The sequence below is a fragment of the Verrucomicrobiota bacterium genome, assembly GCA_037139415.1.
GTDB lineage: Bacteria > Verrucomicrobiota > Verrucomicrobiia > Limisphaerales > Fontisphaeraceae > JBAXGN01.
Window position 1 is genome coordinate 1 of the sequence record JBAXGN010000044.1, and the last position, 19,918, is coordinate 19,918.

Below are 19,918 nucleotides of genomic sequence, written 5' to 3' on the forward strand. Positions count from 1 at the left end.
AAATGCGGTAAAATGCAGTTAATACATTCATCCCTTCAGGATGCATTGGGTTTATGGGACGCCTTTCCGGAGGTCATGCCCCGTTCCACTCAATGACGCTACTGTCTGGCATCCCATGCGGGATGCGCGCGACAACTCCAACGGAGTTGCGTCCTCCAGCCCAGGGTCGCGAGGAACGAGCCACCCTGGGTTTGGCGGTTCGTGGATTCCCCAACCCTGAAGGGGTTGCGGCAATGGATACGCCATGATCAATTCCGCCACGCATCAAACGTCGGTCTTCCTGTCAAGGCGTACATTGACACAACCCCTTGCAGGGTTGATGGGAAAAGGTGGGGCGCAGAACCAGCAAGGTTGCTCCCTCTTCGCCCCCGCAACCAACCCTGGCCTGTGGTGACGCAATTCCTTCAGAATTGTTTCACCGCACCACCCGCCGCGCCCAATCCATCGGGGGATTGGATTTCCCCAATCAGAAGGATTGGCAGATAATAGCCGGTGTTGTCCGGAGGCGGAAGGGGCCGGACCACCGGAAATGCAGAGAAAAGACGAATGCACCCCGGAGCGGGTGCCAGAGAGGTTGGGGGAATGGCTTTTCGGACAATCCATGAGGCGGTTGTTTCTGTCATCTCTTGACGTCTTCCATCGGCAGGTAGAAATCTGCCTGCAAGGGCGAGCGCTTCTCGAAGACCTTGCGAAGCAGCCCCCCTCGGCTGGCTACTACTCTGGCAAACGCTTCGCGCGGGGATTCGCCAGCAAAGTCCGGGACCTTCGCCTTGAAGTCGTTCGCCCCACACCAATAAGCATTGACAAGCAAGTCCGGCGACAATTCGTTGTGAACGATAATGAGAGAGTCCATCACCTGCTCCAGTGGATAGGGCGCTTCCGACTGCAAACGCCACCAATTGCACATGGCCCGCTCAATCTCGTTGCTGCGCGCCATGTTCAGGAAGTTGGCCGCTTCCTCACCCGCCGGAAGTTTGCCGATGGACTTGTAGCGCGTCTCCAACTCTTCTCGCGTGGTCCCTCCGCGCTCGGCCATCCACGCCTGATACCGGAAGAAGTCATCCGCATTCGACTCGGCAAACGATTCAGCGGCCACAGGCTGCACCGTTTTGGGCGGACGTTCCGCAAGGAAGGCGGACCAGAGATCCTGTGCCGATGCGCCTGGGTGGCGCCGACGAATAAGCCACTCTGGACACGGCGGCTCACAGGGGACCGGCATGTTAGAGCATTCAAAAGCGCTGCCGTCGGTGAAATGTGACACGAAGGACAAGAAAATGTGTTCGCTCCCTTTTGGGATGCTTGCGAGTACGCCGTGGTGAGGAGCCGCAAAGCCTGCCATGACCACCTTCGCGTTGCCCTTGATGCCGACAACATCCGCTCGCTGAAAGCCCAACTGCAACAGGAACTCGACGATGGAACGAGCAGGAGCAGCATCGAGCCAAGCTGCGTCTGTGCTTGGAATAAGCTGAATTCTGAGCGGTTGGGTCTTCGAGCGGACCTCCCGAATATGGTTTCTGAAGTCAGCCGTCGCGGTCTCCGCCTTCTTGCGGAACATGCCTTCAATAAACTTAAGCATAGGATTATGTGTGCGCGTTTTGCGGCCAACAATATTCCCGAACGCCTTTCTCGTTCATCGTTTCCGTTGGCCAGTTTGTTATCATGGTATCGACCATCCCCAAAAAGGCACCGCCGGTCAATGCGAAAAAATTATTTACCAATAGCCCATCCCCCACTCAAGGCAGTTTGGAGAATTTGCCGGTGAAGCCTTCGCGGATGGTGCCGTCGTGGTTGATCAGGGGTTCGGCTTTCTCGACTCGGCCCAGCTCACGGCAGCCGGGGCCCACGCCGTCCAACCCGAGGTCATCCGCCATTTGGTTGGCGTACTCTTGCAGGCGTTTCACGATGTCCGGATGTTGCGCCGCCACGTCGGTGGCTTCGCCGATGTCGGTTTGCAGGTTGTAGAGGAGTTGTTTGTTGAGCTGGAGCTTCCAGGGGCCGGAGCGCACGGCTTGCAGCTTGAAGCCTTGGTAATAATAGAACACTTCATGCGGCGGTTTGGCCCCGGCCTCGCCCGCGAGCACCGGCCAGATGTCCGCTCCGTCCAGCTTGCGGTCGGGGAGTTTGCCGCCCGCCAGTTTGGCGAAGGTGGGCAGGATGTCCATCATGGCGGTGATTTCGTCCGTGGCGGTGCCCGCGGGGATTTTCCCCGGCCACCAGGCGATGGTGCAGACGCGGATACCGCCTTCAAAGGTGCTGCCCTTGCCGCCGCGCAGCGGCAGATTGCACGCGCCCTGGTTGACCGGGCCGCCGTTGTCGCTGGTGAAGAAGACGAGGGTGTTCTGGTCCAGTTTCAGTTCCCGCAGGGTGGCAAACACCTGGCCCACGCTCCAATCCACTTCCTGCGCCCAATCGCCCAGGAGCCCGTTCTCGGATTTGCCCCGGAAGGCCTCGCTGGGATAGTGCGGGAAGTGTACGGCGGAATGCGGCAGGTAGAGGAAGAACGGTTTGCTTTGGTTGTCGCGGATGAATTGCTGCGCCTTCTCGGTGTAACGCTTGACGAGGGTGGTCTGCGCCTCGGCGCGAATGTGCTCAAGGACCTGGTTGTTTTCCACCAGGGCCAGCGGCGGTTGCGCGCCCCGGATGCCCATGTCGTCGTCGTTGGGATTTTTGGCGGCGGCTTTCTTTTTTGGCAGGGGCTGGCCGTAGCTGCTTTTGGTGCCGTCTTCGCCCGGCCCCATGTCGTTGCTGTAGGGCAGCCCGAAGTAATAGTCGAAGCCCCGGTTGCGCGGCAGGAACTCCGGTTGATCTCCCAGGTGCCATTTGCCGATGCAGGCCGTGGCGTAACCGGCGGCCTTGAGGACTTCCGCCACGGTGGCTTCCTTCGGGCTCAGACCCACTTTGCTGACGGGAAACAAGACGTGCGGAATGGGCAGCACGCGCTTGGGATAACAGCCGGTCATGAGCGAGGCGCGCGAGGGGGAACATACCGGCGCGCCGTAATGGCTGGTCAGCTTGCGGCCTTCCTGGGCCATGCGGTCCAGGTTCGGGGTGTGCTGCTTCTTGGCGCCGAACGGGCTGATATCGGCGTAGCCCAGGTCGTCAATGTTGATGAGGACAAAGTTGGGTCTGGCGGCGGGCGTGGCAGCCTGGTCCGCAGCGAGGCAGGCGCCGCTGATACCGATCAATAGGGCAAGGGCTAATAATCGTTTCATAAATTGCATTGAGCTAAGTCTGGCGAAGACTAACGTGCGGGGCTTGGATTTCAAGGCTTATACGTTTTGATGAAGCGTTCAATCTCGGGACGCCTGGGGGCGGAAGGTTGCGCGCCCAGCTTGGTGACGGATAACGCGGCGGCGGCATTGGCGAAACGCACGGCGGCATCCAGGGAGCGGCCCTCCGCCAGCGCCACGGCGAGCGCGCCGTTGAAGATGTCCCCGGCGGCGGTGGTGTCCACGGCCTTGACCTTGAAGCCGGGGATCAGCCGGTAGCCGACCGCGTCCGCCACCAGCGCGCCGCGCGGCCCCAGGGTGAGCACGACGGTCTGGGCGCCTTTGCTGCGCAGTTGGGCGGCGGCCCGCGCGGCGGAGGCGGGGTCTTTCACAGCGATGCCGGTCAGGAGTTCGGCCTCGCTCTCGTTGGGGGTCAGGATGGTGATCTGTCGCAGCAGGCGGTCGGGCAGGGGACGGGCGGGCGCGGGATTTAGAATGACGGTTAATCCCAATTGGGCCGCCAGCTTGGCCGCGGCCTGGACGGTCTTCAGCGGCGTCTCCAGTTGCATGACGCAGACGCGCGCTCCCGCAAAGGCGCTGCGGGCGTCGGTGATGTCCGCCACGGATAATTTCCCGTTGGCACCCGAGGCCACGGCAATGCTGTTCTCGCCATCCTTGGCCACGAAGATCAGCGCCACGCCCGAGGGCGCAGCCTGGTCGCGCAAGACATACTCCACGCCGATGCCGTCGTGGCGAAAACCGGCGATGGCCTGCTCGCCAAACATATCCCCGCCGACGCGCGCCACGAAGGTGACCGCTCCACCGGCCCGGGCCGCGCCCACGGCCTGGTTGGCCCCTTTGCCGCCGGCGGCCGTGAGGAACTCTCCGCCCAGGATGGTTTCCCCCGGTTTGGGAATGTGGTCCAGACGGATGATCATGTCCGTGTTGGAGCTGCCGACGACGATGATGGCTGGTTTGCTCATAAGTTACTCAGCAAAGGCTTGAAGTTCCGCGCAGGAGGAGAAGGCTTGCTTGGGATTGTCCCCTCCCGCCGGTACGCCGATCACGCGGATGGCCGTGGCAGTAAGTGATTGGGCCAGTTTGAGCGTGAAGGTCTGGCCATTCTTGAGCTTGGCATTGTTCGAGGCGGTGGTGGCCGGGTAATCCGTCAGTTCGCCGATGGTTTCCCAAGCGCCATCTTTGGTGCGTTGCACCTGCACCTTTGGTTTTCCCGCGCTGGCATCAAACCATCCGCCGTCGTGGAAGTTCTTGCCATGCGCGAAGACGATGCGGCTGAGTTTGACGGGCTCGGTGAGGGCTACGGCAAACCAGTCTTCCTTGGCGGGCTTGGCATCATAAGTTACCACTGCGCTTTGCGCATCGTCGTCGCAGATGGAGCCATCCATATTGCCCTGACGCGATCGGCTTTCCTGGCCGCCGAGCAGCAGGTTCGCACTCTTGAACTGGGGCAGGGGAAGCCACACTTTGTAACGCCCCCCGGTAACACCGACATCCGCAAAGGGGACCAGGGGAATAGTGATGGCGGCACCGGCCTTCAGGGTGGCGGTGGCTTTGCGGGCGATGGCATTAACCCGGAACACGCGGGCACCGGGCCAGGACCTATAATCTCCCGCTGCCAGTTCCGGGGAGACTTTCAGGGCCGCCAGATCAGCACCCGCCAGGCTGATGGAGTTGATGGTTTGGCCGAGGTCGGCCAGCAAACCCTCATCGGCTGCCAATACGAGTGGTCCGCACAACACCGCGGCTTTGTCCTGGTTCAGGTGGTTCCCGAGGATCACGCGCGGTTCCGAAGGGAAGTTCAGTTCAAGCAGGTCACCCGGTGACCATACGCGGCGGATGGTGGCGTAGCCGTCCGGCCCGATGGTTGGTTCCAGTTTTTGTCCCTCGAACGTGATCGTGGCGGCTCGGCACCAGGCTGGGAGACGGAGTTTAACTGCGAACTTCTTTTTGCCCGTTGGGTTGATTGTGATGCGAATGCGTTCGCTGGCGGGGAATTGGGTTTCCGTAACCAGCGTCACTTCGGTGCCGTTGCGCAATTTGACTGCCGCTTTGCCGGCTTCGTACAGGTTCACCACCACGCCCTCGGCATCGGTGCTGGTGGCAAACGTGGGGATGAGCGACACGCCGCGCGGACCACTGGAGAGACAGCAGTGGCCATCCAGCGTGGCGCTGTACGGCTTCTTGCCTTCCATCTGCACGTAATAACCCCAGGCCGTGCAGTTGGGGTGTTGCGCGCCGAAAAGCTGATTGAGCACTACACGCTCCAACTCTTCGGCAAAGCGGGCCTCGCCCGTGAGCCGCAGCAGTTGGGCGTTGAATTGCAGCCAGGTGACCGTGACGCAGGTTTCTCCCACGTTGTTATTGTTGGGCAGGTCAAAGTCGTCATGGAAATGCTCGCGGTAACTGGCGGTGCCGGTGAGGTAAAGGCGATTGCTTACAATATCCTTCCAGCCGTTCAGGCAGGCATCCAGAATCTGGCGGTCGCCGCCAACGGTGCGGTAATACTCCAGGGCACCATTCAGGCAGGAGATCATCTCATACGCCTTGGCATTGCCCACTTTATCCACGCGCTTGAGTTCCAGCAGCCGGGAGACGATATGCGGCCCGTTCTCCTGTTCCCACGAGCGCAGGATATATTTGCAGAAGTCCAGGTAACGCGTTTCGCCGGTCATTCGGTACAGCAGGACCATCGGCTCCAGCACACTGGTTGGGGCCATCCCGGCATGATGCCCCGCCTTGATGATGTCCCGTTTGCCGGGGGTGTCGCCGAACGTGTTGCAGAGGAGGTCCGCCATGCGGCGGCATACGGGCAACGGTTCCAGGTTGCCGGTGTACTGCATATAAGTCATCAGGCCAAGCAGGTTGTACTTGTGCGCCCAGACGTCCCATTCCGTCCAGCGATCCTTGTCCAGGTAGGTGCCGAGGTAGCCATCGGCTAATTGGCATTTGGAGAGTTCCGCCACGGTGTAATCCAGCTTGGCTCGTAACGCGGGATCGCCGGTGTTCACCCAGGCCAGCGTGGCGGCATGCAGCCATTTGCCCACGTGTTCACCATCCCAGGATTGGCGGCCCGGTCGTTTGCGATAGCCTTCCAGCAGGCGGTCGGTATCAATCTTCACCATCCGGTTGGCCTCGTTGCCGACTATGCGGCTGCCGATCCATCCGCCCAATTGCACGCGATCCGGCACCTGAAAATCCTGTTGGTCAGCCACCGCCGCAGGGAGTTTGTCCGGCAACGGTGACACCGCTGCCGGGAGGAATGTGGTTCCAGTTAAAATGATCGCCAATACGCTGCCAGTCATTCGCTTCATAGTAATAATTGGTGTATGATACGCAGCAGGCTTACATTTGTCGCGATAAATTAGCGTGAGGCAGGTTGTTCAAGCGCATCTGCGAATGAGGAGCGCGGCGAAGATGTTTTCGCCGACTCACGTCAATTCTCTCATCAAGCCACACTGCTATACCGCTCGAACCGGTGTGATTTTGGTGTGGTTTTGGTTTACTTTTTCCACGGCCTGCCTGATTTAATGAAGGAATATCTTTTTTTCCGGGGCAATTTTTAGCACCATTGGGGCGGTATGAATAGTGCCTTATCCATATTGGGACAGCGAACGAAAGAACCGCCCATCTCCTGGCTGATGAAGACGGCCCTGGAGCATCCGGGCATTATTTCGCTGGCCGCCGGGTTCACGGATAACCCGTCGCTGCCGCTGCAGGAGGCGCGCGAGGTGCTGGCGGAAATCCTGTCCAATCCCCAGCGCGGCCAGGCCGCCTTGCAGTACGGCAGCACGGCGGGCGACCCGGAATTGCGCGCGGCCACGGCGGCGTTGATCCGCGCGGCGGATGGCGCTGCGGCGACGGACGCCCGCTATCAGCCCGACCGGCTGCTGCTCACGCACGGCTCGCAGCAATTCCTTTATCTGGTCACTGAGGCGCTGTGCGATTCCGGCGATGTCGTGCTGGTGGAGGATCCCACATATTTCGTTTACCTGGGGATTGCCCAGAGCCACGGGTTGCGCTGCCGCGCCATCCAGATGGAACCGGACGGCATCCGCCTGAAACATCTGGAGACGGTGCTGGATGATCTCAAGCACACCGGGGCCATCAAGCGGCTGAAGTTTCTTTACCTCGTCAGCTATTACCAGAACCCCACGGGCACCACGACTTCCCTGGCGAAGAAGGCGGGCGCGCTGGAGTTGCTGCGGCGCTATGAGAAGGCCGCCGGGCACCCGATCTATCTGCTGGAGGATGCCGCGTATCGCGGGCTGCGCTTCGCCGGGCCGGAAGTCCCCTCCGCCCTGACGGCCGCCAAAACAGCGCGCGTGATTTACACCAGCACGTACAGCAAGCCGTTCGCCACGGGGATCCGCGTCGGCTACGGGCTGTTGCCGCCGGAGCTGGTCGCGCCGGTGCTGCGCATCAAGGGCAACCACGATTTCGGCACCGCCCATCTCCTGCAAAAGGTGCTCGCGGACGCGGTGCGCTCCGGGCGCTACGCCCGGCATCTGGCGGCGCTGCGGATCCGTTACGCCGCCAAGGCTGCCGTCATGAAGCAGGCCCTGGAACGGCATTTCCCCACAGGCGTCGCCTGGGATGAGCCGCAGGGCGGGATGTATTTCTGGGTGCGCACACCGAAGCAGCTCCGTACCGGCCCGAATTCCAAGCTATTCAAACGGGCGGTGGCGGAGAACGTGTTGTACGTGCCGGGGGTTTTCTGCCACGCGGATGATCCCATCCGGAAAAAGCCGGATCACACCCTGCGCCTGAGCTTCGGCAGCGCGAGCGAGGCCGACATCCAGACGGGGATTGAGCGGCTGGGGCGGGCGATGGCTTAATTGGAGCGCGGCGGCAAGGCGGGGTAAGGGGGCCGCGATGCCGCTTTGGATGGGCGCGCCAGGAACCGCGCTGAGCAGCTTGTCAGCGATGACGATGGGATAACAATGTCGTTCCGTACCCCCTCCTGGCCGACCGATTACTGGCAGTCAACCCTGTGGGTTGGGCTGGCTGGTCAATCGACGAGATCAAGGGGATGTCAATTATCCTCGCCAACGTTTACCTAGCTGAGCAGGCGGCATTAAATTCATCCCGGGTGGAACAAAATTGAGAACGCTTCCCACGAGTACCATCGAATGGAACGATCTTATTTCTTCCCGTGCGCCAAGATCCACTCGAAGAGTTTCGGATCACTGTAAGCGGCCGTCCAACTATCGTGACCGGCGTCCGGGAAGATGGTAAGTTCGACGTCGGTGCCAACGCGTTTGAAGGCATCCACCATGCGTTGTGATTCACTCAGCGGCACTACGGGGTCCTTCCCGCCGTGGAAGGCCCGGATGGCCAGCTTCTTGAAGGCGCTTTCTTTGCGCTTGCCGGCCAGCAACACATCAATGGTCTCGCCGCCGCCGCAGATCGGGACGATCGCGGCAAAGCGCTCCGGATATTTGGCGGCCAAGCTCCACGATCCGTAACCGCCCATGCTTAACCCGGTGAGATAAAGGCGGTTCGTGTCCACGTTGTATTTGGCGCAGAGATCATCCAGCAACGCCAGCACGACATCATCCTGCCAGCGCTGATTCGCCGGGCATTGCGGTGAAACCACGATGAAGGGGAAGTTGGTCCCTTGCGCAACCAGTTTGGGCGGGCCGTGCACCGCCACCTTCTGGACGTTCGTACCGCGTTCCCCCGCGCCATGCAGGAAGATCATCAGCGGAAACCCTTGGCGGGCCTTGGCATCGTATTCCTTCGGCAGGTAAAGCAGATAGCGATAGCCGATGGTGCGGGTGATGGTGGTTTCAAATGTCTGGGGGACTTGGGTTCCGGGTTGGGCTTTGGCGCGTTTCATAGGGAACATCAGGGTACACGTGGTTAATCCAATCAGGACCAGCGAGCGATGAGACATGTTTGTCATAGTTTTAGTTTATTACATTAATTTCAGGCGCGGCAAGTCCTGGGAATCCACCAGGCCGACCGGTTCCTGCCGCGCGTTGACCACGACCAGATCGTCAATGGCGCGTTCGTTGAAAATCTTGAGCGCCTCGGCGGCCAGCGCGTTTTCCGTGATATGAATCGGGTTGCGAGTCATCACCGAACTCAACGGCTGGTTGAGCAATTGATCATCCGTAGCCATGCGCCGACGAAAATCGCCATCCGTAAAGATGCCCGCGAGTTTGCCCTTGGCATTGACGACGCTCAGGCTGCCGGATTTGGCGCGCGTCATGATCAGCAGCGCCTCTTTCACGGTCAGATGCTCGGCGGCCACGGGGTTCCGGTCGCCCGTGCGCATGATATCCTTGACGCGCACCAGCAGCGCCCGGCCAATCGCGCCGGAAGGATGGTAGCGGGCGAAATCACTCTGCTTGAACCCGCGCGCATGCAGGACCGCCATGGCCAGCGCGTCGCCCATCACGAGCATCGCGGTGGTGCTGGAGGTGGGCGCCAGATTGAACGGACAGGCTTCCTTGGGCACGCGCACATTCAGGACCACGTCGCTGTGGCCCGCCAGCGAAGATTTGAGATTACCCGTGAAGGCGATCAGCTTCACCGCAAAGCGTTTGATGGCTGGCAGCAAACTTAACATTTCCTCGGTCTCACCCGAATAGCTGAGCGCCAGGATCACATCGCCATCGGCAATGATACCCAGGTCGCCGTGCAGCGCATCCACACTGTTCAAAACCACGGTGGGAGTGCCGGTGCTGGTGAGCGTGGCGGCGATTTTTCGCCCGATGTTGCCGGACTTGCCAATACCCACCACGACAAGTTTGCCACGATTGCGCACGGTGGCGACAAGCAACTCCACGGCTGCATCAAAGGAGGCGTCCAAATGCTGGTTCACCGCCTTGAGGGCAGCGATTTCCACTTCAAAAACCTTGCGAGCCTGGGTCAGGTGTGACATGGCTATTGTCCTTCGGTGATGGGGTACGATCCCAGGACTTTGACAAAGGAGCAGTGCAGGTTCAGTTGCTCGATGGCGCGTGCCACCTTGCGATCGGTCATGTGCCCATCGCAATCCACGAAGAAGAAATACTCCCAGGCTTTGCGTTTGCTGGGGCGCGACTCGATTTTCGTCATGTTCAACTTGTACTGGCGGAAGGGGGTCAGCGCGCGGTGCAGCGCGCCCACCTCATCCCGGATGCTGAACATGATGCTCGTTCGGTCCTTGCCGGTAGCCGGACTGCATTTGCGTCCCAGCACAATGAAGCGGGTCATGTTGACGACGTTATCCTGAATGTCCCGAGCCAGAATTTTCAAATGATATATATCCGCCGCCAGCACGCCCGCGACGGCAGCGGCGTGTTTTTCCTTGGCGGCCAACTCGGCGGAACGTGCGTTGGAGGACGTCTCAATGATTTCCACCCGGGGCAGTTCCCGCTGAATCCATTCGCGGCATTGCGCCAGCGATTGCGGATGCACGTACAGACGCTTGATCTGGTCTTGTTCCACGTTGCTCGCCAGGCACTGCTGGATGGGCATGACAATCTGCGCGACGATCTTGAGATCGCTTTCCACAAACATGTCCAGTGTGTGGGTTACCACTCCTTCCGTGGAATTCTCCACCGGCGCCACTCCATAATCCGCGCGGCCTTTGCTGACCACATTGAACACATCGGAAATGGTTTTGTGCGGCACATAGGTAAGGCTGGCGCCAAAGCGGGCAATGGCGGCCTGGTGCGTAAACGTCCCTTCCGGGCCAAGGTAGGCTACTTCCATCGTCTTTTCCAGCGACAGGGCGCTGGACATGATTTCGCGATAGATGGATTGCAGCGATTCATTGGTGAGCGGCCCATCGTTTTGTTTGCAGACCCGCTGCAGCACGGCGAGTTCACGGTGGGGCGCGTAGATTTCCTCACCGGTTTTATTCTTCACCTCGCCGATGGACAACACATGCCGGGTACGCTCATTCAGCAGTTTGACGAGTTGTGCGTCGAGTTGGTCTATGGCTTTACGGTGTTCCTGGATGCTCATGATACTTCAAACTAAGTTTGTTGGGGTTCTGCCGGAGGCGCGGCAGGGATAGCCTCGTTGGTGGCGGACGGTGCCGCTTCCTGGTGGGGGGATTGGCTGGCTTCCGTCGTTTCGGCGGCCGGTTGGGATGCTGGTGCGGTGGCCAGGTTGAGGTCCGCCGTCAATAACGATTCCGGTTTTTGCACCGGGATGCGCCGCAGTTCATCTGCCGCCGGCAGTTCGGTTAATCCGCGCAGACCAAAATATTCAAGAAATGCCGGGGTGGTGCCGTATAGGGATGGTCGTCCCACTACCTCTGCCCGACCGGTCTGTTCAACCAGCCCGCGTTCCAGCAACGTTTGCATCACCCCATCCACCGCGACACCGCGCACCTGTTCAATTTCCGCGCGGGTTACCGGTTGGCGGTAGGCGATGATTGCCAGCGTCTCCAATCCGGGCTGGGAGAGCCGTGGGGGACGCGTCTTCTGTCCCAGCAAGGTACGCAGCCAGGGAGCGAACTCCGGCAGGCTGACGAATTGCCAAGCCCCAGCCACACAAGCCAGGCGGAAGGTTCGCTTGGCATCCTCATGTTCACGCTGCAATTGTTCCAAAGCGGCTTGGATGTTATCCAGCGGGGTACGCTTGAAGGCGGCGGGGGCGGGTTCTTCAGCCTGCTCGGCAGTGGTCCGCAAGAGATCTCGCAATTCCTGCGGGGTCAGGGGTTTCTGCGATGTAAACAGGATCGCCTCCAGAATGTCTTTAAGTTCCATGGCTTAGTTGAATTGCGGATTCGTCGGCGATACGCTGGCAGTCGGGAGAGCCGGGAGATCAAGAGGCGGTTGTTCCGAGTGCGCGGGAGGCTGCACCTCCACGACCATGGTGGGCGCATGGGCGGTCGCGGGCAGCGTTTCCGTAAGTGGCTTGGGCTTTTCAACGCGCTCCGGCTGGTTGACCGGAATGGACACGGGTTTCGGTGAGGTTTCCGGCCCGGGTTGCTGCGGCGCTTGCGCCAGCTCAATTTCGCCAAATTCCTCCGATTGCACGATCACCACCTGCCGCAACCGCGTCAATTCCAGCACGGCCAAAAACGTGACCACCACCTCGATGCGGCTGGTGGCATTGGCAAATAATTCAGAAAACCTGACGGACGGACGCTCCAGAAGCAGGTTCCGGACGTACTGGATCTTCTCGCTGACCGACCATTTGTCCTCAAAAATTTCGCGCGTATTTTCCCGTTCGCCAAAGCGTTTCAGGATGGTGTTGACCGCGTTTAGTAGGTCAAAAATGGATAATTCACTGCGGGCGGGACCTTTGGGCGTCTCGAACTCTGGCTTGGCCGGCACACGCGCATAGGTATTCTCCTGCGTGAATTCCATGTTCTGCAACTGGGCGGCAGCATCCTTGAACTTCTTATACTCGACTAATTGGCGGATCAATTCCCAACGCGGATCCTCTCCATCCTCCTCAACTTCGGTGGAAACCCGTTGCTCCTTGGGCAGCAACTCCCGGCTTTTGATGTACATCAGAGTGGAGGTCATGACCAGGAATTCGCCCGCGATTTCCAAGTCGAGCATCCGCATTACTTCAATGTATTCGATGAACTGCGTCGCCAGCTTGGTCAGGTTGACCTCATAAATGTCCACCTCCTCCTTCTTGATTAGATACAAGAGGAGGTCCAGCGGCCCTTCAAACACCTCAAATTTTACTTTGTATTCGGACATCCGGCTTTCACCACTAGTGGTTTAACCAGTGGGGTGACAAATCTAGCCGATTTCCAGCCCCTTTGGCAACGTGTAAAAACCTGTCCCAAAAAGCGGTGGTGGGTTCGCGTTTTCTACCGATTAAGCTTGTCTTTTGTGTGAACCTCGGCTAAAATTAAGTTACGCGTCGGTTTCTGAAGGGCTTTGCGCCGGTGTTTGCCATGGAGGGGCTCCAGTGCAGCCGCACCCGACTATCCTGCCGCGTCTTTTTCTTAGTCCAAGAAATCGAACCCAGGCAGTTTATGATATATCCTCAAATCATTCAGGGCGGAATGGGTGTCGCGGTGTCCGGGTGGACGCTGGCGCGTGCCGTTTCGCGAGCAGGTCAACTCGGTGTCGTTTCCGGCACTGCGCTGGCCTTGGTGTTGGCGCGCCGTCTTCAACTGGGTGATCCCGGTGGACCGCTGCGTCGTGCCCTGTCACATTTTCCTTTTCCGCCGATGGCTGATCGCGTTCTTGCGGAGTACTTTATCGAAGGTGGCAAGCTGCCCAAGACGCCGTTTAAAACGGTCGCCATGCCAAACCTGCAACCGCGCGCCACTTTGGTGGAGTTGATCGTGGTGGCCAATTTCGTGGAGGTATTTCTGGCCAGGGAGGGCCATTCCGGCAAGGTTGGCATCAACTTCCTTGAGAAGATTCAACTCCCCACGCTTCCGTCCTTGTTCGGTGCGATGCTGGCTGGCGTGGACTTTATCTTGATGGGTGCCGGCATTCCCCGGGCAATACCCGCCGTGTTGGACTGTTTTGCCAGTGGGGCTCAGGCCCAACTGCGCATGGATGTTTCCGGGGCTGCTGCCGAGGAGTCGTTTTGTTCTACGTTTGTGCCGCGGGACTTTTGTGGCGGCACCGCCCCCGCGCTCAAGCGTCCCTTGTTTCTCGGGATCATCGCTTCGGCGACCTTGGCGTTGACGCTGGCGCGTAAATCCAGCGGGCATGTGGATGGGTTTGTGGTGGAAGGTCCCACGGCGGGTGGGCATAACGCCCCGCCACGTGGTCCGCTCACGCTCAATGCCGGGGGGGAACCGGTCTATGGCGTGCGTGATGTGCCTGATCTGGAGAAAATCCGTGCGTTAGAATTGCCGTTTTGGCTGGCTGGCTCGTATGGCCGGCCTGGCAAACTTGCCGAGGCGCTGGCACAAGGTGCCGCTGGCATACAGGTGGGTACGGCGTTTGCCTTCTGCGAAGAGTCAGACATGGCGCCGGAACTAAAATATCGCACCATTCAGTTGAGCCGCGCCGGACAGATACGCGTGGTTACTGATCCGCGCGCCTCTCCCACCGGGTTTCCCTTCAAAGTGGCGCAGTTGGAAGGAACCCTTTCGGAGGCGTCTGGTTTTGCAGTCCGTGCGCGCGTCTGCGACGTGGGGTACTTGCGGAATCCCTACCGGCGGGCGGATGGGACGGTGGGCTACCGATGCCCGGCGGAACCGGTGGACGCATTTTTACGCAAAGGCGGTAGCTTGGAAGAGACGCAGGGCCGCAAGTGCGTCTGCAACGGATTGTTTGCCACGATCGGGCTTGGCCAGAGTCGCGCGGAAGGCGTGGAGGAGTTGGCATTCGTCACGGCGGGCGACGACCTGACCGGTATCACCAGTTTTCTGCCGCCAGGCTGCAACACCTATACGGCGGGCGACGCAATCAAGTGCTTGTTGGCGCATGGCGAGGAAGTGCCTTTGTCCGAGAAGTCCAGTTGGGACGCCAGTTCAGGGCCTGATCACGCCGCAAACCTTGCGGAAATGGTGACCGTAAATCGAGAGGGTCACGGCCAGCGACAAGAGGGAAGGGCGATGAGTGAACGTCCAGAGGATCAAAGCCCAGTAATGGAAACGTTCGCGGCCCAGGATGCCAAGGCGTAAGTTGGCGTGGACAAAGGCCATGAGATAGCGCCAGTTTACCGAGACGGAGACTTTTGGGGTCCGGTACTCGCGGAGAAAAGTGCGGATGCGTTGGTAATAAGGCCCGGGGGAATAGAGGTGTTCCATGAGGCGCTGGTAGCCCAGACGTAAGGTCTCCGGGTTCATCCGCGAAACAAAGTTGGTCGTTCCATCCCCATTATCGCCGGAGGTGTGGCTGCGCAGGCGTCCTTCGCTATTTAGCCGTTGGTACAGCTTCGTGCCCGGCATGGCTTGCAACATGCCGACCATGGCTGTGACGATTCCGCTTTTTTGAATGAACTCAATCTGCCGTTGAAAAACTGTGGGCGTGTCACTGTCGAATCCGACGATGAACCCGCCCTGCACCTCCAACCCGGCGCGCTGGATGCGTTTTACGTCAGCCACCAAGTCGCGCCCTTGGTTCTGGCGTTTGTTGCATTCGGCCAGACCTGCCGCTTCGGGCGTTTCGATACCGATGAAGACTTGGTTAAAGCCCGCCTCGACCATCAGCCGCATCAGTTCCTCATCGTCGGCGAGGTTGATGGACGCCTCGGTGAAAAACGGCATGCCGTGCCGGCCTTTTTGCCACTGGATCAGCGCGGGCAGCAATTCCTCGCGGAGTACCCGCTTGTTGCCAATAAAATTGTCGTCCACAAAAAAGACCGATCCGCGCCACCCCAGCCGGTAGATGGTGTCCAGCTCGGCAATGATTTGGGCGGTGGTTTTGGTGCGGGGGCGGTGTCCGAACATCGAAGTGATGTTGCAGAACTCGCAGTCGAACGGACAGCCGCGCGAGAATTGAAGGCACATCGAGGCATACCGCTGCATTTCCGCCAGTTCCCATAGCGGCGCCGGGGTCTCATGCAGATTGGGAAACTCGGGCGAGGTGTACACCCGCCGTGCGCAACCGCGCTCGAAGTCATGCAAAAAATCGGGCAAAGTGACCTCGGCCTCGTTCAGCACAAAATGGTCCACGTCGGGGAACTGTTCATGTCCCAAGGTGAACAGCGGTCCACCCGCCACAATCGTTTTGCCTGCGGCGTGACAACGCGCGATCAGGTCCCGGGCAGAGTCTTGCTGGGCGATCATACCGCTAATGAACACTATGTCGGCCCAGGCAATGTCCCGCTCGCGCAACGTTCGCACGTTGACATCTACCAGACGCTTGCCCCACTTGGGTGGCAGCATCGCCGCCACAGTCAGCAGGCCCAACGGCGGGAATGAGGCGCGTCGGCGGATGAATTTCAAGGCGTGTTTGAAACTCCAAAACGTGTCCGGGAACTCCGGATATAACAATAGTACGTTCATCGTATCTTTCTAACCATAAAAATACACTGGGTATCATTATTCGTGCTATGGGGTGTTCACCCCATTGTGATTTTCATCGCTTTCGCTCGCCGTTGGGTTATTGTGACTGATATGACAGGTATTGAAGCGTTGGATGGTATTGTTGACTCACTCAAAGACCAGCATCGGCGGCAGCCCGACACCCGGCCAACGGTTCTGCGATTGCCTTGGGGATTGGCGTATGATCTGGCTAAACTCGGGCGCGCGGAATTGGGCGATTTGGCTGATAAACTTTTGAGCGAAGGGGCCAGCATTTTGGAACGACAGGGTTTCCGGGGCTTCAAAGTGACGATTGATTGGAAAAACCAATATGGCGACGTGATGGCAACGTGACCGTACGGTCCGCCGGGCCAGGGTACCATGGGTGAACCACGTACGGATGCCGCTGAGGACACGGCTGGCTAAGGCTGTGGCCGTTCTTGCAGACCTTGTTGTCTCTGCTGTCTTTGTGCTCTCTATGGTTTATCAGCTTTGATTTTTCTGCAAAAATCAGCCCCCTCAGTCTCATTCTGAAATATGAAGTCTGAGAGTTACGATTCTCCCCTGATTACTGTTTACCGATGACTGTTTTTCCTTTCCCCCAACAGTCCGTTTCCTTTACCTTCCCGCCATGTCTGATCCGGCCACGTTTGAGTCGTTCCAACGCGCGCTGAACCGTCTGGTTGACACGTTCGGCCGGAACCTCGTCGCGTACAAAAGCTCCGCCTATGACGAGGCCAGCCTGCGCCAGGAATTCCTCACGCCCTTCTTTCGCGCCCTGGGCTGGGATGTGGAGAATGATGCCGGGCTGATTCCCCAGCACCGCGAAGTCGAGATCGAGAGCCGTCCCCAGATTGGCGGACGCCAGAAGCGCGCCGACTTCCTGTTCCGCACCCACCCCACCGACCGCTTTGTCTGCGAGGCCAAGAAGCCCGCCGAAGAACTCCACGCCGGTTACGCCTTCCAAGCCAAACGCTATGCCTGGAACAAGGGCCTCCCGCTCGCCGTCCTCACCGACTTCGAGGAGTTCAAAATCTACATCGTCGGCGGACGCCCCTACAAGGACGAGCCCGAGGTCGGCCTCTGGGAGACCTGGCACTACACCCAATACCCGCTCATCGCCCAGCAACTCTGGGACCTGCTCGCCCGCGAGCGCGTCGCCGCCGGCAGCATTGATCAGCTCATTGATTCCCTGCCCAAGAAACCCACGGGCAAGGGCAAAGGCAAGGCCAAACAAGGCTGGCTCATCAAGCCCGACCGCGCCCGCGCCCTCGACACCGATTTCCTCAACTTCCTCGATGAAGCCCGGCGCGAACTCGCCTCCGACCTGCTCCGCCACAACGACCGCGCCGATCTCCTCGAAGGCGCCCAGCTCAACGAATCCGTCCAGCGCATCCTCGACCGCATCCTGTTCCTGCGCATCTGCGAAGACCGCGATATTGACACCGGCTACCCGCTCGACCGCCTCGTCCGCTCCTGGCGTGAGGATGGCCATCCCGATACCGCCCGCACCGCCCGCCAGCAGCCGTTTGAACTCCACGATGAAGAGAGTAGGAGCCGACGTAAGGAGGCTCTAACATCGGCCCCCAAGAATGAGCCTCCTGACGTCGGCACCTACGCTGGCTCTCTATGGCACGCCCTCGTCCGCCACTTCCGCGCGCTGGACCGCCGGCCCCCCTCGCACATTCCCTTCTTCAACGGCAACCTCTTCAAGCCCCATTTCAGCGAGGAACTCCTGGTCAGCGACGAATGGCTGGCCCACTTCCTCGATGAACTGGGCGATGAGGAATCCCCCTACCTCTTCAGCTACATCCCGGTGGAAATCCTCGGCACCATCTACGAGCGGTTCCTCGGCAAAGTCGTCCGCCCGCACGGGCGGGGCGTGACGATTGAAGAAAAGCCGGAAGTCCGCAAAGCCGGGGGCGTCTATTACACCCCGCGCTACATCGTCGAATACATCGTCGCCCAGACCGTCGGCAAACTGCTCGCCGGGCGCAAACCGGAGGACGCCCTCAAAGTCCGCATCCTCGATCCCGCCTGCGGCTCCGGCAGCTTCCTCATCTGCGCCTTTGAGGCCGTCTGCGAGCACTGCCAGCAATGGCTCACCGACCACCTCCACCAATCCGTAGGTGACGAGGTAACGAGTCTCAAACTGGAGGGGAAAGATCAGAGCCTCCTCACGTCGGCTCCTACGGCGGTGGCGTGGCTGAAGAAACACCGCGACTGGTGCTGGCTCGAACCCGGCGCCAACGCCGTCCACCTCACCACCAAGGCCCGCCGCCGCATCCTCCGCGAGACCATCCACGGCGTGGACCTGGACCCGCAGGCCGTGGAAGTCACCCAGCTCTCCCTCTACCTCAAGATGCTGGAGAACGAGAACCGCACCACCCTGGCCCATGAGCGCAGCCTCTTCGGCAGCGATGAAGCCCTGCTGCCGCCCCTGCAAGACAACATCAAATGCGGTAACTCCCTCATTGCCTCCGATTTCTCGATGATCCCCGAGAACCTCGTGCGCGTGCATGCCTTCGACTGGCCCGTCCAATTCCCCGCCATCATGAAGGTCGGTGGATTTGATGCGGTCATCGGAAATCCGCCTTACCGCAGCTTGCTACTAGGAAAAAAACAGAAATCGGAAACAGACGACACTATCGAATATTACCAATCCAAGTATCCAAGTGCGGCCGTCTATAAAATGAATTTGTTCGGACTGTTCATGGAATACTCGACAGCGCTACTGCGGAAGGGCGGTCAATTTTCATTTATTATACCGAATCTTTTCTTTACAACCCATTATTTCCGCGACCTCAGGCATTTTATGCTGGGAACAGGCAGTTTCAGCGCGGTCTTTGACCTGCGATTTAAGGTCTTCGACGAAGCGGAAATGGGAGGAAACGGGATTTTTGTTTTTAGCAAGTTGGTAGAAGCGCCGGTGATGGAGATTCGCGTCGCTGAGTCAAAGGAGCATTTCATATTACCTGTGAGTCGCCACTTGCCAACAACCTCATTGCGGTCAGATCCAGACCTCAATTTGCTGGCTTCCATGGGCGGTGGGACCGTGATGGCGCGTGTTCGCTCCCTTCCATTCATCACAATCGATAAAGCGTGCATTATTTATCAGGGAATTATTACGGGCGATAACAGCGTATTCCTTTCAGACACGCAACAAGGTGCAAAATGGCAAAGAATTTTGCGAGGCCGTGACATTGATCGTTATGCAAAAGAATTTGGAGGCATGTTTGTCTTCTATGAACCCAAAAAACTATGGAGCAACACAAACCCAGAAATGTTCAAATCGCCAGAGAAGCTAATCAGCAGACAGACCAGTGATCGGTTAGTCGCGACCTATGATAACGAAGGTTACTTTTCATTGGACAGCACGCATGTTATCCAGCTCAAGAACCCGCTCTTTTCTATTAAATATCTCTTGGGAATTTACAATTCTCGATTGCTCAACTTCCTGTATTCAGAAAAAGTTCAGGAAGGAGGCCGTGCTTTTGCCCAAGTGAAGGTTGTAAATTTGAAACCTTTGCCAATCCGACTTCTCGACCTTTGCAAACCCGCCGACAAAGCACAGCACGACAAGTTGGTTGGCTTGGTGGACAAGATGCTGGCGTTGACACCACAGTTGCGTGCGGCCAAGACGGACGCCGAGCGGGAGACATTGCAAAACGCCATCACCGCCACGGATCAGCAGATTGATGCGCTGGTGTATGAGTTGTACGGCCTCACCCCGGCGGAAATCGCACTGGTGGAGGGCGGCCAATAACCCCGTAGGAGACGACGCAAGGAG

Annotated in this window: 13 protein-coding genes and 1 pseudogene; 4 read left to right on the forward strand and 10 right to left on the reverse strand. The window is 59.0% G+C overall.

Annotated features, from left to right (window positions below; all coding sequences use genetic code 11):
• Positions 1-619 precede the first annotated feature (619 nt).
• From WCO56_09715 to WCO56_09730, 4 genes are all read right to left on the reverse strand, one after another.
• Positions 620-1,576, reverse strand: coding sequence for a hypothetical protein (locus tag WCO56_09715; protein ID MEI7729838.1), 957 nt, complete (start codon positions 1,574-1,576; stop codon positions 620-622).
• Between the two features lie 157 nt (positions 1,577-1,733).
• A complete protein-coding gene (locus tag WCO56_09720) occupies positions 1,734-3,212 on the reverse strand; it encodes a sulfatase (protein MEI7729839.1) in 1,479 nt (492 codons plus the stop codon).
• Positions 3,213-3,262: 50 nt separating this feature from the next.
• Positions 3,263-4,192 (reverse strand): ribokinase, encoded by a 930-nt coding sequence (gene rbsK, locus WCO56_09725; GenBank protein ID MEI7729840.1) that lies wholly within the window; start codon positions 4,190-4,192, stop codon positions 3,263-3,265.
• Between the two features lie 3 nt (positions 4,193-4,195).
• Positions 4,196-6,541: a beta-L-arabinofuranosidase domain-containing protein gene (locus WCO56_09730; protein ID MEI7729841.1), complete on the reverse strand. Its 2,346-nt coding sequence runs from the start codon at positions 6,539-6,541 to the stop codon at positions 4,196-4,198.
• Positions 6,542-6,808: 267 nt separating this feature from the next.
• Here WCO56_09730 and WCO56_09735 point away from each other — a divergent pair, with 267 nt between their 5' ends.
• Positions 6,809-8,065 (forward strand): PLP-dependent aminotransferase family protein, encoded by a 1,257-nt coding sequence (locus WCO56_09735; protein ID MEI7729842.1) that lies wholly within the window; start codon positions 6,809-6,811, stop codon positions 8,063-8,065.
• A gap of 305 nt (positions 8,066-8,370) precedes the next feature.
• Here the strand turns inward: WCO56_09735 and WCO56_09740 are convergent, their stop codons facing one another.
• Genes WCO56_09740 through WCO56_09760 form a run of 5 tightly spaced genes read right to left on the reverse strand, consistent with a single transcriptional unit; the run spans position 8,371 to position 12,889 of the window.
• On the reverse strand, positions 8,371-9,135 hold the full coding sequence (locus WCO56_09740) for a prolyl oligopeptidase family serine peptidase (GenBank protein ID MEI7729843.1): 765 nt from the start codon (positions 9,133-9,135) through the stop codon (positions 8,371-8,373).
• 12 nt (positions 9,136-9,147) lie between these two features.
• Positions 9,148-10,119, reverse strand: a complete 972-nt coding sequence (locus tag WCO56_09745; protein ID MEI7729844.1) for a KpsF/GutQ family sugar-phosphate isomerase — start codon at positions 10,117-10,119, stop codon at positions 9,148-9,150.
• A 2-nt stretch (positions 10,120-10,121) separates the two neighbouring features.
• Positions 10,122-11,189, reverse strand: coding sequence for a prephenate dehydratase (pheA, locus tag WCO56_09750; GenBank protein MEI7729845.1), 1,068 nt, complete (start codon positions 11,187-11,189; stop codon positions 10,122-10,124).
• An 11-nt stretch (positions 11,190-11,200) separates the two neighbouring features.
• Positions 11,201-11,938 carry an SMC-Scp complex subunit ScpB gene (scpB, locus tag WCO56_09755; protein MEI7729846.1) on the reverse strand — a complete coding sequence of 246 codons (738 nt, stop codon included), beginning with the start codon at positions 11,936-11,938 and terminating at the stop codon, positions 11,201-11,203.
• Between the two features lie 3 nt (positions 11,939-11,941).
• A complete protein-coding gene (locus WCO56_09760) occupies positions 11,942-12,889 on the reverse strand; it encodes a segregation/condensation protein A (protein MEI7729847.1) in 948 nt (315 codons plus the stop codon).
• Positions 12,890-13,701: 812 nt separating this feature from the next.
• Between WCO56_09760 and WCO56_09765 the strand changes: the two are divergent.
• A pseudogene (locus WCO56_09765) lies at positions 13,702-14,172 on the forward strand (nitronate monooxygenase).
• Between the two features lie 459 nt (positions 14,173-14,631).
• Here WCO56_09765 and WCO56_09770 read toward each other — a convergent pair.
• Positions 14,632-16,110 (reverse strand): B12-binding domain-containing radical SAM protein, encoded by a 1,479-nt coding sequence (locus WCO56_09770; protein MEI7729848.1) that lies wholly within the window; start codon positions 16,108-16,110, stop codon positions 14,632-14,634.
• Between the two features lie 111 nt (positions 16,111-16,221).
• Here WCO56_09770 and WCO56_09775 point away from each other — a divergent pair, with 111 nt between their 5' ends.
• Positions 16,222-16,482 carry a hypothetical protein gene (locus WCO56_09775; protein MEI7729849.1) on the forward strand — a complete coding sequence of 87 codons (261 nt, stop codon included), beginning with the start codon at positions 16,222-16,224 and terminating at the stop codon, positions 16,480-16,482.
• A gap of 277 nt (positions 16,483-16,759) precedes the next feature.
• The gene (locus WCO56_09780; GenBank protein ID MEI7729850.1) at positions 16,760-19,894 is read left to right on the forward strand and encodes a TaqI-like C-terminal specificity domain-containing protein; all 3,135 of its coding nucleotides are present in this window, start codon (positions 16,760-16,762) and stop codon (positions 19,892-19,894) included.
• Positions 19,895-19,918: the final 24 nt, after the last annotated feature.